Origin of the sequence: Cyanobium sp. Morenito 9A2 (assembly GCF_024345575.1) — a bacterium.
In the GTDB taxonomy this organism is placed as follows: domain Bacteria; phylum Cyanobacteriota; class Cyanobacteriia; order PCC-6307; family Cyanobiaceae; genus ATX-6F1.
This window is the reverse complement of the sequence record NZ_JAGQBJ010000009.1, coordinates 119623-134810: the sequence shown is the minus strand read 5'-3', so window position 1 is coordinate 134810 and position 15188 is coordinate 119623. Positions and strand designations below refer to the sequence as shown.

The following is a 15188-nucleotide window of genomic DNA, read 5'->3' as shown; positions in this document are numbered from 1 at the left end:
AGGTGGAGCGGAAGCTCAGGTATCCGTAGTCAAATCCGGAGAGGTTGTCAGAGAACTGGAGTGATGTGGAGAGATAAGCGCCACCTGGCAGGGAGGGATCCAGGCTGGTGGAGCCGAGGGAGAAGCCTTGGATGACTGGGGCAAGTGAGTCTGGCCCTGTGCCTGGAGCAGGGTTGTTGCCATAGACCACCTGGAATGAGGTCTGGGTGATGGAGTTAGCGGAGAGGAATGTATTCCAATCAGAGGAGCCGCTGGATTTGTAGAGGGAATTACCGGCCGAGTCCCGTAATTCAATGGAGCTGAGTTCCCAGGTGCCCGCTGCGGTGAAGGGGTCGAGTTTCTCGGAGGCAAAGACGGTACCAGCGAGCCTGGATCCTTGCAGGGATGATGAACTGAGGTAAAGGCTGCGCGACTGGCTGGAGGAGGTGGAGCGGAAGCTCAGGTATCCGTAGTCAAATCCGGAGAGGTTGTCAGAGAACTGGAGTGATGTGGAGAGATAAGCGCCACCTGGCAGGGAGGGATCCAGGCTGGTGGAGCCGAGGGAGAAGCCCTGAATGACGGGGGCGAGGGTGTCGGGTGCACTGGCTTCCGCTGCTACAGCAGCTCCATTGATCAGCAGGGTCAAGGCATCGTTTTCGCTGGGCAGCCTGAGGAGTTCCTGGGCGGACGTGACGCCACCCAGCAGCCTGGCTGCAAACAGTTCACCCTCATCGCCTGGTGTATCGCGGCTGTTTAGCAGCGCATCGAGGTGATGGCCTAGTTCCTCGGTGAGGACGGCCTGAACGCGCTCCTCAGTGGCCGTCTGCAGCCAGTCCTGATTGAGGTAGATCGTCCCTGTACTGATGGCGTAGGCGCCAGCCGCTCCGGGCATGGAGGTGGCCGGCAGCAACACGATGGGTGGGAGGGCTGAGAAATCTCGTGACGCCCACTGCGCCACCAGCTCCTGGAGCAGTGGTGGATCGGCATCCAGGTTCAGGGCGTGGCGTGCGGCGGTTGCCAAGGGCCCATCCGCTGCCCAGCCGGCCAGCCGCTCGTTCCAGCCCTGGAGCAGGGTTTCGAGCGGCGATGCCATACAGGAATTCAAGAATTTTTTCTAAATTTATCACTTATAGGCCGATCTGATGGCCATTTCTCTACCCCAGTTGGCATGCGGTTTGCGCATAGTCGCCTCGATTGCATAGGCCGCTACTGCTACTACCGGAGAGGGCAGGCCTGGCTCGAAGCAACTGAATGAGGACCCGGTGGTCGGATGCTCCCCGAGCAGGGAGCCGGGGCTGAGGCCCGGGAGCCCAGTCATCCCCGGTGGGCGTTAGCCGCTAAGAGGCTGTTACTCGTAGATCCACGCAACTGTTCTTCACAGACGCCTGTCAATCCGCCCAGATCCCAGTGACTACAATGGATCTGACCGATAAACATGGCCACGCAGAAGCCCAAATCCTTTCGACCCTGGCAGCCGGAGCAGACGACCCTGCTGCCGCCATCACCCAGGGAGTGGCTCTCAAAAGATCACCAAATGTATTTCCTGCTGGATCTGGATCTGCTGGATGAGCTAGCTCTCTCCGAGATCCTGATCCCTGCTCAGGCCAAGGATCCCCGCGGCGAGAAGGGGTTTGACCCGCGCATGTTGACCATGCTCTTGCTCTACACCTACTGCGTGGGCATCGTCTCCTCCCGCAGGATCGAGCGCGCCTGCCACGAAGAGCTCGCTTGCCGGGTGCTGACTGGCAACCAGCAGCCCGACTACAGCTGCATCAGTGAATTCCGTGGCAATCCGCCGCCTGCTCCAGCCGCGCTCCAGCAGCTGGCGCATCACCAGCAACTCCTCCGGCGTCTGCATCGCACCCCCCATGCCGATCAGAGCCCGTGATGCAGCCCGGCCCACTCAAGGCAACGCCAAAGCCGACACCCGCTGTTGACGGCACTGCCGTAGCCCGCTCCACCCCGAGTGGAACCAGGACAACCCCAGGGGACTTGCTCGTTGGATCGGCTGCCAGGTGGCTCAGTTTTCGTGTCGCCTCTGGCTAAGTTTTCGATGTCGCCTGACGCCGTGCCCCACTCCTAACTTCCATGCCATTGGAAATTCCCCAGGGGAGGAGGGTGGCGCATCGCCCGTTTGGCCAACACCCCTCTCAGCAAAACGATGTGGCGTGGCACAGGGATTTGCTTTGCTGGTGCCACAACCGTGCCACAGGGATTTCTGAGGCCCTAATACGACAGGCCTTCTGAGCGGTTCGGACTTTATTGGGTGCCGCCGAATGAGGAGTTCTTGACTGACGGGTGTCAGTCGGGCCTGTGGGTGGCTATGCATGGGGTGTGAGGTCTTGGGACGGCGGTGACACTCCGACCCTGGCGACCTCACACCCCCGTGTCAGCTGAACAACCTGATGGGACGACACGCTTAGGGGCCAGGGGCTGGGGTGGTGGCGCTTCGCTCCAGGGGGGATTCCTGGAACGGCCACACCCGTGGCAATTCGGGCGGCGGCAGACCGCGCTCGGCGCGAATACGTGCCCAGAGACGCGTGAACCACCAGCGGGCCGCCTGGGTGGAAGGCCCGTGGTAGCGGGCCACAAGCCCCTGATCCAACCGGCCGCAGGCCATCGCCCCCTCCAGTCCGGCGCGGTCGGTGCGGCAAGCCTCAAGCAGCGCCTCGCTGATCGGTTCCGGCGAAGCCCACACCAGACTGCCGAACACGGGGGCCCCGGCCAGGCCATGGGGGCCTAAGAGGCTGTCCCCCCCCAACTCCAGCCGGTCCACCAGGCTCCAGCGGCCTTCGCGCCGGATCTCCAGGGAGGAGCGCCAGGCTCCGGATCCGAGGGTTTCGCCATCGGCGCTGCGGCCCAGCCGCACCACCTCCGCCCCCAGCCAGCTGGCCCCGGCCGCCAGCTCCACCCGGCTGTGCTGCTCGAACAGGCCGCCGGCAAACAGCACCAGTTCCTGGGGCAGCCACTCCAGGTCCGCCCCTTCGGCGAGCGCGAAGTGCAGCCTTTGCCGGGCCCAGGTGCCCTTGGGTGTGATTCGTGAGCGTCCCACTGTGCCGTACACCTTCTGGGCCGCCACGCTGGTGATCAGCGCCTGGCTCTGGGGAGCCAGCTCAGCCTCAATGGCGAGTTCATCGCCCCCCACCAGGCCGCCGGCGGTGTGCAGCAGCGGCAGCTCGCAGCGACCATCCTGCTGGCGAAAGGCGCGTTGGATCTTGAGCGGTGCCGTGGCTCCGCCCTGGTGCACCGTGGCTCCGCCCGGGGCCGCTCGGCTGAAGCGCAGCTGGGCGCTGGCCCGCCAGGGGCTGGTGGTTCGCTCGGGCGGGCTGACGATCACGCGGGGGGCAGGCCAGGGTTGATGGTGGGACCGCTTGGGCCCTGATCCGGTAACGAGACCTACAGGATGGGAGCGGTCCCCTGGTCAGGGTGGCGCCAGCTTGGCGCTTTCCCCCGCCCGTCCCGTCGCTCCTTGATGACCCATCCCCCCCTCAGCCCTTCCAGCTCCGCAGACATGGCGCCCCTGGTGCTGGTGCGTCGCCTGAGCGGACCAGCCGCAGGGGGCGAGGCCGGTTCGGCCCTGCGCCTGCCCCTGAAAGCTGACCAGCGCACCAGCCTGCGGGGCCATCGCCTGAGCGCCTGCGGGAGGGATCTGCTGCTGCAGTTGCCGCGGGGCGCGGCCCTGGAGCCCGGCGAGCGGTTGGCCCCGACGGGCGCCAGCCCGATGGTGCTGGTGGAGGCGGCCCCCGAACCGTTGTTGGTGGTGCGCGCCGCCGATTCCCTGGCGCTGCTGCAGGCGGCCTACCACCTGGGCAACCGCCATGTGCCCCTGGAGGTTCGGGCCGATCAGTTGCGGCTGGGGGTCGACCCTGTGCTCGAAGACCTGCTGCGCCAGCGGGGCCTGGTGGTAGAGCGCTTGCAGGCTCCGTTTCTGCCGGAGGCGGGCGCCTATGCCGGGGCTGGGCCCAGCCACCACGGTCACAGCCACCCGTGAGCCTGGCCCGTCTGCGCCTGTATCAACTGGTCAGTCCGGCCCTGCCGGTGGGCGCCTTCAGTTACTCGGAGGGGTTGGAGGTGCTGGTGCAGCGGGGTGAGCTGGCTGAGGTCGCCGGCCTGGAGGGCTGGCTGACCGCCGAACTGGAGCGCGGCCTGGTGGCGATCGAGGCCGCGGCCCTGGCTCCGTTGATGGCGGCCCTCTCCCGGGGGGACCTGGCTGCGGCTGGGGAGCTCGACGGCTGGCTGCTGGTCCAGCGCGAGGCGGCGGAGGTGCGCGCCCAGCAGCGTCAGATGGGGCGCTCGCTCCTGCAGTTGTTGGCGGAGTTGGGCTGGCCCCTGCCGGGGCCTGAGGGTCCGCCGGTGCGGGGTGCCCTGGGCTGGAGCGCCGCCTGGGCCTGGGCAGGGGTATGCCTGGAGCTGGAGCCCCTGGAGTTGATCGAGGCCTACCTCCACGGTTGGGTGGCGAATCAGATCAGCGCCGCCGTGCGCCTGGTGCCGCTGGGGGCCACCTCGGGCCAGGCGCTGCAGTTGCGCCTGGGGCCGTTGCTGGAGCGCCGCGCCCGGGAGCTGGTGGGCGCCGACCCCCGCGCCCTTTGGAGCGGCGGGGTCGGCGCGGCCCTGGCTCAGCTGCACCATGCTGAGCTCTATTCCCGTCTGTTCCGCAGTTAGATGAGTCGCTTGCGCGTGGGGGTGGCCGGGCCCGTGGGTTCCGGCAAGACGGCCCTGGTGGAAGCCCTCTGCCGCTCGCTGCGGGAGCGGCTGGAACTGGCGGTGGTGACCAACGACATCTACACCCAGGAAGACGCCCAGTTCCTCACCCGCGCCGGCGCCCTGGCTCCCGAGCGCATCCGGGGGGTGGAGACGGGTGGCTGCCCCCACACGGCGATCCGTGAGGACTGTTCGATCAACCGGGCGGCGGTGGAGGAACTGGAGCAGGCGTTCCCCGAACTTGATCTGGTGCTGGTGGAAAGCGGCGGCGACAACCTGGCCGCCAGCTTCAGCCCTGAGCTCGTCGACCTGTGCATCTATGTGATTGATGTGGCCGCTGGCGACAAGATCCCCCGTAAGGGCGGGCCAGGCATCACGCGCTCCGATCTGCTGGTGATCAACAAGGTCGATCTGGCCCCGATGGTGGGCGCGTCCCTGGAGGTGATGGAACGGGACACCGAGCGCATGCGGCCCGGCTTGCCCTGGTGCTTCACCAACCTGCGCTCGGGCGAGGGACTCGAACAAGTGGAGAAATTTCTGTTGCAACAGCTACCAAGTTGACGCTCTCTTGGCTTGGGATCTGTGACAGGGCGCCCATGGGTTGGCCAAACGGTGTGATTCGCTACCGGTCGTCCCAGGTGCCCGTCAATACATTCCTTGTCACCGCTGGCAGGCGGATCATCCCAAGGAGTTTTGCCCCATGAAGCCCACCTCGACGCAGAAGACGGCCTTTCGTCTGCTGGGCGGCGCCACCGCGCTGGCCACCTCACTGACCCTCGTGGCCTGTGGCGGCGGCGGCGGAGACAAGATGGCTTCCGACGGCGGCGGCGGCTTCGACGGTGAAGTGAAGGTCGGGATCCTGCATTCCCGCTCCGGCACCATGGCCATCTCCGAGAACACGGTGGCCGAAGCCGAACTGATGGCGATCGAGGAGATCAATAAAGCCGGTGGTGTCAAGATCGACGGCAAGAAACTGAAGATCGTCCCCGTCGAGGAAGACGGAGCCTCCGATTGGCCCACCTTTGCCGAGAAAGCGAAGAAGCTTATTGACCAAGACAAGGTCGACGTCGTCTTCGGCGGCTGGACCTCCGCCAGCCGCAAGGCGATGCTGCCTGTCTTTGAGGCCAAGGATCATTTCCTTTTCTACCCGATTCAGTACGAAGGTCAGGAATGCTCCAAGAACATTTTCTACAGCGGAGCCACTCCCAATCAGCAGGCTGAGCCTGCTGTGTCCTGGCTGCTGAAGAACAAAGGCAAGGACTTCTTCCTGGTGGGTTCTGACTACGTGTACCCACGTACTGCCAACACGATCATGAAGGAGCAGCTCAAGGCCGAGGGCGGCAACCTGGTGGGTGAGGATTACCTGCCCCTCGGCAACACCGAGGTGGCACCGATCATTGCCAAGATCAAACAGGCTCTGCCCAAGGGCGGTGTGATCGTCAACACCCTCAACGGCGACAGCAACGTGGCCTTCTTCAAGCAGATGAAGGCTGCAGGGATCACCCCAGCCAACGGCTATGCGATCATGAGCTTCTCGATCGCGGAAGAAGAAGTCGCTGCCATCGGCCCTGAGTACCTTGAAGGCACCTATGCCGCCTGGAACTTCTTCCAGAGCCTCGATACCCCTGCCTCCAAGAAGTTCACCGCCGACTTCAAGGCCAAGTACGGCGACAAGCGGGTCACCAACGATCCGGCTGAATCCGCATACAACATGGTCTACCTCTGGGCCAAGGGCGCCGAGAAGGCCAACAGTGTCGACAACAAAAAGGTTCGTGAGGCCTTGATTGGTGTGACCTTCGACGCCCCCCAGGGCCCGATCGAAGTTCAACCCAACCACCACACCACCGAACTGGTGATGATTGGTGAAGTCCAGAAAGACGGCATGTTCAAGATCATCGAGAACCAGGGCATCGTCAAACCGCTGGCCTGGAACCAGTTCGTGCCTGAAACCAAGGGTTACACCTGCGATTGGACCCAGAAGCGTCCCGACGCCGGCAAGTTCAAGATGTGATCGCCGTCAGGCCATCAACCTCGGAGGGGAGAGGAATCTCCCCTCTTTTCGTACCTGCCCATATCTGTTGATTGTTCCCTTTGCCCGGTTCCGCCGGGACGCCATGGACCTTCTCTACGAAACACTGTTCAACGGTCTGGCCATCGGCTCCGTTCTTGTGCTTGCCGCCCTGGGGCTGGCCGTGGTTTTTGGGCTCATGGGTGTCATCAACATGGCCCATGGAGAGTTGATGATGATCGGTGCCTACACCACCTATGTGGTGCAGAACATCTTCAAGGCTTCGTTGCCTGAGGGGCTCTTCCCGATCTACATCCTGGTGTCCATTCCGATCGCCTTTCTGGTCAGTGGCCTGGCCGGTCTGCTGCTGGAGAAGACGGTGATCCGCAGGCTCTATGGACGGCCTTTGGAAACCCTGCTGGCGACCTGGGGGGTGAGCCTGATCCTGCAGCAGTTCGTGCGCTCGGTGTCCGGTGCCTTCGCCATCGGCCTGGTGCTGGCGGTGGTCCTCGGCTTGGTGCTGCCCCGCTTGACCCCCAGGGCCTGGTGGCAGCAGCGCTGGACGCCGATTCTCGCCGTGGGTAACTGGATTGTTTCCGGCCTGGTTGGTATTGCCATGGCGGCAGTTCTCGGCCAACAGCGGGCCCTCGATGAACCCTGGTTCAGCGCCCGCAATCTCGATGTGACAGCCCCCACCTGGCTGCGGGGTTCGATCGACCTAGGGGCTGTGAACATGCCCACCGCCCGGTTGTTCATCATCGCCCTCACCATTGTCTCCCTGGTGGCTGTCACCTGGTTTCTGCAGAAGAGTGTCTGGGGCATTCGCATCCGCTCGGTCACCCAGAACCGGCCGATGAGCGATTGTCTTGGCATCCCCACTGAGAAAGTTGATGCCCTGACCTTTCTGGTGGGTTCCGGTCTGGCCGGCGTGGCGGGCGTCGCGGTCACCCTGCTGGGTTCCGTGGGACCAAACCTTGGAGGCAACTACATCGTCGATTGCTTCATGGTCGTTGTGCTCGGCGGCGTCGGCAAGTTGATGGGCACCGTGGTGGCAGCCCTGGGCATCGGCGTGCTCAGCTATCTGATCGGCTCGGGCTCCCTGCTGCTGCTCTGGCCAGCGATGCCCAGTGGCCTCAATGAGCTGATCACCTTCTTTGCCACGACGTCCATGGCCAAGGTGCTGGTGTTCGCGATCATTGTGGTGTTCCTGCAGTTCCGCCCGGCGGGCATCTTCCCGCCCAAGGGCCGTCTGGTGGAGGCCTGAGCGATGACCTCCTCCGCTCAACCCCTCTGGCGTAGGGCCTTGCCCTGGGTGCTGATCGTCGCGGCGACCCTGATCCTGCCGGTGGTGTTGCCCCCCTTTCGGCTCAACTTGCTCGGCCGCTTTCTCTCCCTGGGCATTGTTGCCCTGGGGATTGATCTGATCTGGGGCTTCACCGGCTTGCTCAGCCTCGGCCAGGGGATCTTCTTCGCCATCGGCGGCTATGCCATTGGTATGTACCTGCAGCTCGACAGCCTCGAGCCCGGCCAATTGCCGGAGTTTTTTGGTCTCTATGGCGTCAAGGAGTTGCCGTCCTTCTGGCAGCCCTTCACCTCACCGCTGTTCACCTTCCTCGCCATCTGGGTGATCCCTGCCCTCGTGGCAGGGGTGCTCGGCTTTCTGGTCTTCCGCAACCGGATCAAAGGGGTCTACTTCTCGATCCTCACCCAGGCGGCGCTGCTGGTCTTCTTCAACTTCTTCAATGGCCAGCAGAAGCTGATCAATGGCACCAACGGCCTCAAGACCGACACGGCCCGAATCTTCGGTGAGCTGGTCGGTAGCGATGCCATGCAGCGCTGGCTGTTCTGGGTCACGGTGCTGCTGGTGGTCGCCGCCTGGTTCCTCTGCCGCTGGCTCACCAGTGGGCGTTTCGGTGATGCGCTGGTGGCCATTCGTGATGACGAACCCCGGTTGCGTTTCACCGGTTACAACCCAACCGCCTACAAGACCGTGGTCTTCGCGGTGGCCGGGGCCATGGCGGGCGTCAGCGGTGCCCTCTACACGGTTCAGTCCGGCATCGTCAGCCCCCAGTTCATGGCTGTGCCGTTCTCGATTGAGATGGTGATCTGGGTGGCGGTCGGTGGTCGTGGCACCTTGATTGGCGCCATCCTCGGTGCCGTTCTGATCAACTACGCCAAGAGTCTGGTGAGTGAGGCCTTGCCCGAAACCTGGTTGTTCATCCAGGGGGGTCTGTTCCTGCTGGTGGTCACGGCCTTGCCGGATGGCCTGGTGGGCTGGTGGCGTCAGGGCGGTCCCCGTCAGCTCCAGGCGATGGTGGGCTGGCCCCCCGTGGTGCCCACCTACCCGGCCTTGGATCTTGATCCTGCGGTGCAGGCAGAGGCTGCCGAGCTCACCCCACCACCCGCCCAACGAGCCGAATCATGAGCGCCCCCCCCTCCACCGGCGTGAGGCCCCTGCTTGAGCTGCGCTCGGTGAGCGTCAGCTTCGATGGCTTCTGGGCCCTCAACGACCTCAACCTGCAGCTGGCCCCGGGTGAGTTGCGTGCCGTGATCGGCCCCAACGGCGCCGGCAAGACCACCTTCCTTGATGTGATCACCGGCAAGGTGAAGCCCACCAAGGGCGATGTGTTCTTCCGAGGGCAATCCTTGGTGGGCACGCCGGAGCACAAGATTGCTCGGCTCGGGATTGGCCGCAAGTTCCAGACGCCCCGCGTCTACCAGAACCTCACGCCCCGGCGCAACCTCGAGCTGGCGGTGGCCAAGCGCAACGGCCCGATCGAACTGCTGTTCGGTGCTCTCGAGTCCAAGGATCGCGACAAGGTGCAGCAGCTCCTGGCGGTGGTGGGTCTGGAGGCCCATGCCCACCTGCCGGCCGGGGGCCTCTCCCATGGCCAGAAGCAGTGGCTGGAGATCGCCATGCTGGTGGCCCAGGATCCTGATCTGCTGCTGGTGGATGAGCCCGTGGCCGGCCTCACAGACGAGGAGACCCATCGCACCGCCGATCTGCTCAAGCAGCTCTCCGGGGACCACACGGTGCTGGTGATCGAGCACGACATGGAGTTCATCCGCGATCTCGATTCCCAGGTCACGGTGCTGCATGAGGGCCATGTGCTCTGTGAGGGGCGGATGGATCAGGTGCAGAACGATCCCAAGGTGATTGAGGTTTATCTGGGCAATGAAAGCGATGACGAGGCCAGCGCATGACCACCCTCCAGGCTCCCCCGACTCCAGTCGCCACCTCACTCTTGCAGGTGCGCGGCCTCAATGTCTACTACGGCGAGAGCCATATCCTGCGTAACGTCGACCTCAGCGTGAAATCTGGGCAGATGGTCTGCCTGATCGGCCGCAATGGCGTCGGTAAGACCACCCTGCTGAAAACCGTCATCGGCCTTTTGCGCCAACGCAGTGGCGTGGTCGAGCTGGAGGATCGCAATCTCTCGGCTCTCCCACCCCATCGCCGCGCCCGCAGTGGCATCGGCTACGTGCCCCAGGGGCGGGAGATCATCCCCCAGCTCACGGTGCGTGAAAACCTCTTGCTGGGGCTCGAGGCCCTGCCGGGCGGCCTGGCTCGCAACCGCCACATTGATCCGTTGGTCTACGAGTTGTTCCCGATCCTTGAGAAGTTCCTGGGCCGCCGTGGCGGCGACCTCAGTGGTGGCCAGCAGCAGCAGCTGGCGATTGCCCGGGCCCTGCTGGGCAAGCCCAAACTGCTGCTGCTGGATGAGCCCACCGAAGGCATTCAACCATCGGTGGTGCTCGACATCGAGCGGGCGGTGCAGCGGATCATCAAGACCACCGGCATCAGTGTGCTGCTGGTGGAGCAACACCTGCACTTCGTGCGCCAGGCCGATTGGTACTACGCGATGCAGAAGGGTGGTGTGGTGGCCAGCGGGCCCACGGGCGAACTGAGCAAGGCGGTGATCGATCGCTTCTTGAGCGTCTGAGCCAGCCTTGGGTCCTGCCAGGCGGCCAACCCCGCCCAGAACCCTTGGGGCCAGAGGCACCTGGTTCGGTCGGGACCGTAGGTGCCGTCTTCGGATGGCATGGGTTCGCCGATCGATGCCCTGCCGAGGGGGGCCGGGCCGGCCTTCCGGCCTCGGCGATCGGGCCCACCCAGCCCATCGACACGTTCAAGCTCAGCTTCGCGATCACCCCCCCAGCGCCGCAACCACACCAAGGCCACCTCAATCCGCGGGCCGTTTCGTGGCCATGGCCCGGGCGGCCTGGTACTCCCTCTGGCTTCCTCTGCTCCGGTCTGCCGATCCCCCTGGAGGCGCGCTTCTCCCTCGCGGGCGACCAACCCAAGGCACCGGACACCACTGGGATCTCCCGGGGCCCCGGCCTCCGGTTCCAGCTCCACGGCGTAGGGGTGGTCAGCGCCTGGGCCTGACCCCGACAGTCAGGCCCAGGCGGCGTTCCTGGCGGCCAACAATCCGCCGGGGGGCTTCGCCACAGCGGCCTCCTACGGCCGCATGCCTTCCGCTTCATCAACGGCTTCGGTCGCTCCACCCTGGTGCGCTGGGCGTTTGAGCCCCGCGATGGCGAGCAGCGCTTCTCGGCCGAAGGGCTCACCTGCGCTGGGCCCAACGTCCTGCTCAACCGGGCCGCCCGGAGACGTGGACAATGATCCCCAGCGCGGCCTGGCCCAGCGAATGCAGGCCCGTGAACGGTGGGCCCACTCACCCTCAATGCCGCCAGCCCCCAGAGGGGTGCCGCCACTGAAGAGCCTCGTTGATGACCGGTTGCTGTTCGTCGAGGGCATGGAGGCTACCGATGACCCGATCCTCAAGCCCCGCCCCGGCGTCCATGCCCTCTCTATTGCCCGCCGTCCCATTGGCCGCTAGCGCAGGGCGCCCCGCGATCGGCTCCCGTTTGGGCGCGCGAGTGTTTGGAACGGCTGACGGGAGGGATGCGGGGGTTGAACGACCTGGGTCCTGCCTTGGCGGATCGAGGCCCGGTTGGAGCTAGAGCAAGCGGCGCCAGAAGGCTTCTGCTTCCGTTGCGCCCGGGCCGTTCAGCGGCACCCCGTCCACGGCCGTGATCGGTCGGCAGCCGAGGCTGTTGATCAGTAGGGCGGCATCAGCGTTGACCAGATCGTCTGTTCTGAGGTCCATTTCTGCGGCCAGCCCCAGGGCCAGGGCCCGGCCGCGCATCACCCCGGCCAGGCAGCCGCTGGCAAGGGGGGGTGTCCACCAGTTGCCGTTGCGTTGGATCAGCACGTTGGCGGTGGTGCCGCAGCTGAGGCCGCCGGCGGTGCTCAGCAGCAGGGCGTCCCCGGCGCCGGCGGCTCGCGCTTCCCGGCGGGCCTGGATCGCCTGTCCGTAGGCGAAGGTCTTGCAACGGCTCACCAGGCTGGAGGCATTACGGCGCTCCAGGCGGCTGATCAGCACCGGCACCGGCGTGAACTGGGCCACGCCGGGGTTGAACTGCAGCCAGAAGCGCGAGGCGGTTTCTGCGGGTCGCGCGGATTCGGCGGCAGTGCTGGGCAGCTCGATGCCGCGGCCGTCGGCCGCCCCCCGGCTCCCGTTCAGCCGCAGGGCACCGTCAGCGTGGCCACGGCGCCGCAGGGCTTCCGCCAGCAAGGCCCGCACCTGATCGGCCCCGGGTGGGGGAGGCAGCGCGAGCCATTCGGCAGATTGCCGCCAGCGCTCCAGGTGTTCCGCCAGCAGCAGGGGTTCCCGGTCCTCCACCAGGACGGTTTCGAACAGGCCATCAGCGAGGCTGAGTCCCCGGTCATTCAGCGGCAGGCCCAGGGCACCGGGCTCCCCCCACTGTCCTGTGAGGGGACCTCCAGAGGGATCGCCGATCCAGGCGATCGGGTTCATGCCAGCGCCTCCAACAATGGCCGGATCTTCCAGCCCATCTCTTCGGCTTCCCCGGCCGGGTCCGAATCCGCCACGATGCCGCAGCCGGCATGGACCCGCAGCTGGCGGCCATTGATCAGCAGGCTGCGGATCAAGATGCTGGCATCGAAGCACCCGCCGGGCGCCAGGTGAAAGAGCGAGCCGCAGTAGGGCCCTCGGGGCACGGGTTCCAGATCGTTCAGGCGTCTGCAGGCCCGCACCTTGGGGGCGCCGGTGATCGAGCCCCCCGGCCAGCTGGCCTTGAGCAAGTCCACCACCCCCAGCCCCGGCCGCAGCCGTCCCTCCACCACCGAGGTGAGGTGGTGCACCTGGCGGTAACTCTCCAGCCCCACCAACTGGGGCACGTTGATCGAGCCCGGCACACACACCCGTCCGAGGTCGTTGCGCAGCAGATCCACGATCATCACGTTCTCGGCGCGGTCCTTGGGGCTCGTGATCAGTTCGGCGGCCTCCCGGGCATCGGCGTCGGGGTCGCCCTGTCGGGGGCGGGTGCCCTTGATCGGCCGGGTTTCCACCAGGCGATCAGCGCCCAGCTGCAGGAAGCGCTCCGGCGATGCGGAGAGCACCGCCTCCCCCCTGGCCGCGCCGCTGGCGATCGCCAGACCCGAGAACGGGGCCGGGCAGGAGCGCCGCAGGCGCCCATAGAGGGCCAGGGGGTCGGGGGGGGCCGCCAGGGTGGTCTCGCAGCAGGCGGTGAGGTTGGCCTGGAACAGATCGCCGGAGGCGATCCAGCTCAGCAGCTGTGCCACCTGGGCGGCGAAGCCGTTGGCGTCGGTGTGCCAATGCCAGGCCGCCGCCGGGATCGGTGCCGGATCGGCGAGGGGAACCACCTCAGCCTTCTCGGTAAGGGCCTCGACCACGGCGACGAAGGCGTCCAGCCGCTCGGGGGAGCTGCCCTCCAGCCACAGCCTCCTCGCCTGCAGGTCGATGTGCAGCAGGGGGTCATAGCGGCCGGCCCAGAGGGTGGCCATCGCCGGACGCTGCCAGTGCGCGCCTGGTTCCACCCAGGCCCCCGCCTCGTAGCCCAGCCAGCCCAGCCAATGGCGACCGGACTGCTCCATGCGCTGGAGGGCCTCGAAGGGATCGAGGGCGCCGGGTTCCCCCGGCAGGCCCCGGCAGCTCAAGGTTTCCAGAGGGGCCAAGCCCACACAGCTGCGCGCCCTCAATCCCGGCCTGAACGCTTCGGCGCCGGAGCCCCCGGCGGGGGGCTCCTCTCCATCGAGCCACACCAGTCCGTCGCGTCCCAAGGCGTTCGCCAGGGCCGCCACCAGAGCCCAGGGATCCCGCCAGGAAAGCTCCCGCCTCACGGCCGTTGGCTGGCCAGATCCGGGCGCCCCGCTTCGACCAGGGCGGCGTCGCGGATGCGGCAACTGTCGCAGACGCCACAGGGCTCAGTGCCACCGGCGTAGCAGCTCCAGGTGGCCTCGATCGGCACCCCCAGCCGCAGGGCCTCGCGCACGATCTCGGTTTTGCTCGAGTGGATCAACGGCGCCCAGAGCTGGATGCCCCGGCCTTCACGCCCCGCCCTGGAGGACAGATCCGCCAGGGTCTGACATGCCTCCAGGTAGTCGGGCCGGCAATCGGGGTAGCCGGAATAGTCGACGGCGTTCACCCCCAGCACCAGCCGCCGGGCGCCGCGCGCCTCCGCCAGGCTCAGCCCCAGGGCGATGAACACCGTGTTGCGGCCGGGCACGTAGGTGGAGGGGATCACCCCTGTCTCCACACCCTCCGTGGGCACCGCCAGGGAGCCATCGGTGAGGGAGGAGCCGCCCCAGGCCGCCAGGTTCACGGCGATCGTGAGGTGGTCCGCCAGGCCAAGGTGAGCGGCCAGGGCCCGGGCGGCCTCCAGCTCGCGGCGGTGGCGCTGGCCGTAGTCGAAGGAAAGACCAATCACCCGCTGACCGGCCTCGATCGCCAGGGCAGCGGCCGTGGCTGAATCCAGGCCGCCGGAGAGCAGGACCACGGCCGTGGCGCCGGAAGCGGAAAACGCAGAAGCCAACGGCTCTGGGGGCTGGTGGCGGCCATGATCATGGCAGTTGGATCCATGGAGCGATGGCCGGAGCAAACGCGGGGGGTGACCAGGGCCGGCTGAGCCATGGGAGGTCGTTGGCGGCGCCCCTGGCCCTGGGGGCGCTGCTGACAGCCCTGGCGTTCTCGGCCGTGCGGTCCGCCCAGGCGATACCCCGGCTGGATCTCAGGCCCTATCCGGCGCCGGCGGCCGACGAGCTGCGCTGGGTGATCCAGCTGCCGGGTCTGCTGCCCCCCACCAGGGATCCGTCCCTTTCCCCCGATCCAGCCGATTGGCGCGTGCAGCTGATCGTCGGCAAGACCGTGCCTGTCGACTGCAACCTGCACCGCCTCGGCGGCAAGCTCAAGCCCGAAACGATCCCCGGCTGGGGCTACACCCTGTTCCGGTTGAAGGATGTGGGTCCGATGCTTTCCACCCGCAAGGGCTGCCCCCCCGGCGAACCCCCCACGCCCCAGTTCGTGGTCGCCGGCAGCAAGCCTTTCGTGGTGCCCTATAACGCCAGCCTGCCGATCGTCGTCTACACGCCCAGGGGCTACGAGTTGCGTTGGCGGATCTGGAAGGCGGAGAGGGAGAGCCGCAGCGCCCGCCAGCTCTGAGACCCCAGCGG

Annotated in this window: 16 protein-coding genes; 11 read left to right on the top strand and 5 right to left on the bottom strand. The window is 66.3% G+C overall.

Going from position 1 to position 15188, the window contains the following annotated elements; translation table 11 throughout:
• The coding region (locus KBY88_RS11845) for a DUF7035 domain-containing protein (RefSeq protein WP_514130640.1) at positions 1 to 1072 on the bottom strand (1072 nt) is incomplete at its 3' end.
• Positions 1073 to 1414: 342 nt separating this feature from the next.
• Between KBY88_RS11845 and KBY88_RS11840 the strand changes: the two genes are divergently transcribed.
• A complete protein-coding gene (locus tag KBY88_RS11840) occupies positions 1415 to 1867 on the top strand; it encodes a transposase (protein ID WP_254940141.1) in 453 nt (150 codons plus the stop codon).
• A gap of 531 nt (positions 1868 to 2398) precedes the next feature.
• Here the strand turns inward: KBY88_RS11840 and KBY88_RS11835 are convergent.
• Positions 2399 to 3316 (bottom strand): urease accessory protein UreD, encoded by a 918-nt coding sequence (locus KBY88_RS11835; RefSeq protein WP_396103047.1) that lies wholly within the window; start codon positions 3314 to 3316, stop codon positions 2399 to 2401.
• Between the two features lie 135 nt (positions 3317 to 3451).
• Here KBY88_RS11835 and ureE point away from each other — a divergent pair, with 135 nt between their 5' ends.
• The 9 genes from ureE (at position 3452) to KBY88_RS11790 (ending at position 11532) form a co-directional block, all read left to right on the top strand.
• Positions 3452 to 3970, top strand: a complete 519-nt coding sequence (ureE, locus tag KBY88_RS11830; protein ID WP_254940140.1) for an urease accessory protein UreE — start codon at positions 3452 to 3454, stop codon at positions 3968 to 3970.
• A 2-nt stretch (positions 3971 to 3972) separates the two neighbouring features.
• On the top strand, positions 3973 to 4641 hold the full coding sequence (locus tag KBY88_RS11825; protein WP_254940145.1) for an urease accessory protein UreF: 669 nt from the start codon (positions 3973 to 3975) through the stop codon (positions 4639 to 4641).
• On the top strand, positions 4642 to 5241 hold the full coding sequence (ureG, locus tag KBY88_RS11820) for an urease accessory protein UreG (RefSeq protein WP_254940139.1): 600 nt from the start codon (positions 4642 to 4644) through the stop codon (positions 5239 to 5241).
• 139 nt (positions 5242 to 5380) lie between these two features.
• A complete protein-coding gene (gene urtA, locus KBY88_RS11815; RefSeq protein WP_254940138.1) occupies positions 5381 to 6691 on the top strand; it encodes an urea ABC transporter substrate-binding protein in 1311 nt (436 codons plus the stop codon).
• A gap of 103 nt (positions 6692 to 6794) precedes the next feature.
• Positions 6795 to 7952, top strand: a complete 1158-nt coding sequence (locus tag KBY88_RS11810; protein WP_254940137.1) for an ABC transporter permease — start codon at positions 6795 to 6797, stop codon at positions 7950 to 7952.
• A 3-nt stretch (positions 7953 to 7955) separates the two neighbouring features.
• The gene (gene urtC, locus KBY88_RS11805; protein WP_254940136.1) at positions 7956 to 9113 is read left to right on the top strand and encodes an urea ABC transporter permease subunit UrtC; all 1158 of its coding nucleotides are present in this window, start codon (positions 7956 to 7958) and stop codon (positions 9111 to 9113) included.
• Positions 9110 to 9892: an urea ABC transporter ATP-binding protein UrtD gene (gene urtD, locus KBY88_RS11800; RefSeq protein ID WP_254940135.1), complete on the top strand. Its 783-nt coding sequence runs from the start codon at positions 9110 to 9112 to the stop codon at positions 9890 to 9892. The genes urtC and urtD overlap by 4 nt, the downstream gene beginning before the upstream one ends.
• A complete protein-coding gene (gene urtE, locus KBY88_RS11795) occupies positions 9889 to 10632 on the top strand; it encodes an urea ABC transporter ATP-binding subunit UrtE (RefSeq protein WP_254940134.1) in 744 nt (247 codons plus the stop codon). Before urtD ends, urtE begins: the two co-directional genes overlap by 4 nt.
• Positions 10633 to 11397: 765 nt before the next feature.
• The gene (locus KBY88_RS11790; protein WP_254940133.1) at positions 11398 to 11532 is read left to right on the top strand and encodes a hypothetical protein; all 135 of its coding nucleotides are present in this window, start codon (positions 11398 to 11400) and stop codon (positions 11530 to 11532) included.
• Between the two features lie 120 nt (positions 11533 to 11652).
• Here the strand turns inward: KBY88_RS11790 and KBY88_RS11785 are convergent, their stop codons facing one another.
• From KBY88_RS11785 to queC, 3 genes are read right to left on the bottom strand one after another with little or no spacing between them, the layout of a single operon-like run.
• Entirely contained in the window at positions 11653 to 12513 is an 861-nt protein-coding gene (locus KBY88_RS11785) for an aminotransferase class IV (RefSeq protein WP_254940132.1), read from the bottom strand.
• On the bottom strand, positions 12510 to 13820 hold the full coding sequence (locus KBY88_RS11780; protein WP_254940131.1) for an anthranilate synthase component I family protein: 1311 nt from the start codon (positions 13818 to 13820) through the stop codon (positions 12510 to 12512). The genes KBY88_RS11785 and KBY88_RS11780 overlap by 4 nt, the downstream gene beginning before the upstream one ends.
• A gap of 35 nt (positions 13821 to 13855) precedes the next feature.
• Positions 13856 to 14551, bottom strand: a complete 696-nt coding sequence (gene queC / locus KBY88_RS11775) for a 7-cyano-7-deazaguanine synthase QueC (RefSeq protein ID WP_254940130.1) — start codon at positions 14549 to 14551, stop codon at positions 13856 to 13858.
• 53 nt (positions 14552 to 14604) lie between these two features.
• Between queC and KBY88_RS11770 the strand changes: the two genes are divergently transcribed.
• Positions 14605 to 15177 carry an ecotin gene (locus KBY88_RS11770; protein ID WP_254940129.1) on the top strand — a complete coding sequence of 191 codons (573 nt, stop codon included), beginning with the start codon at positions 14605 to 14607 and terminating at the stop codon, positions 15175 to 15177.
• Positions 15178 to 15188: the final 11 nt, after the last annotated feature.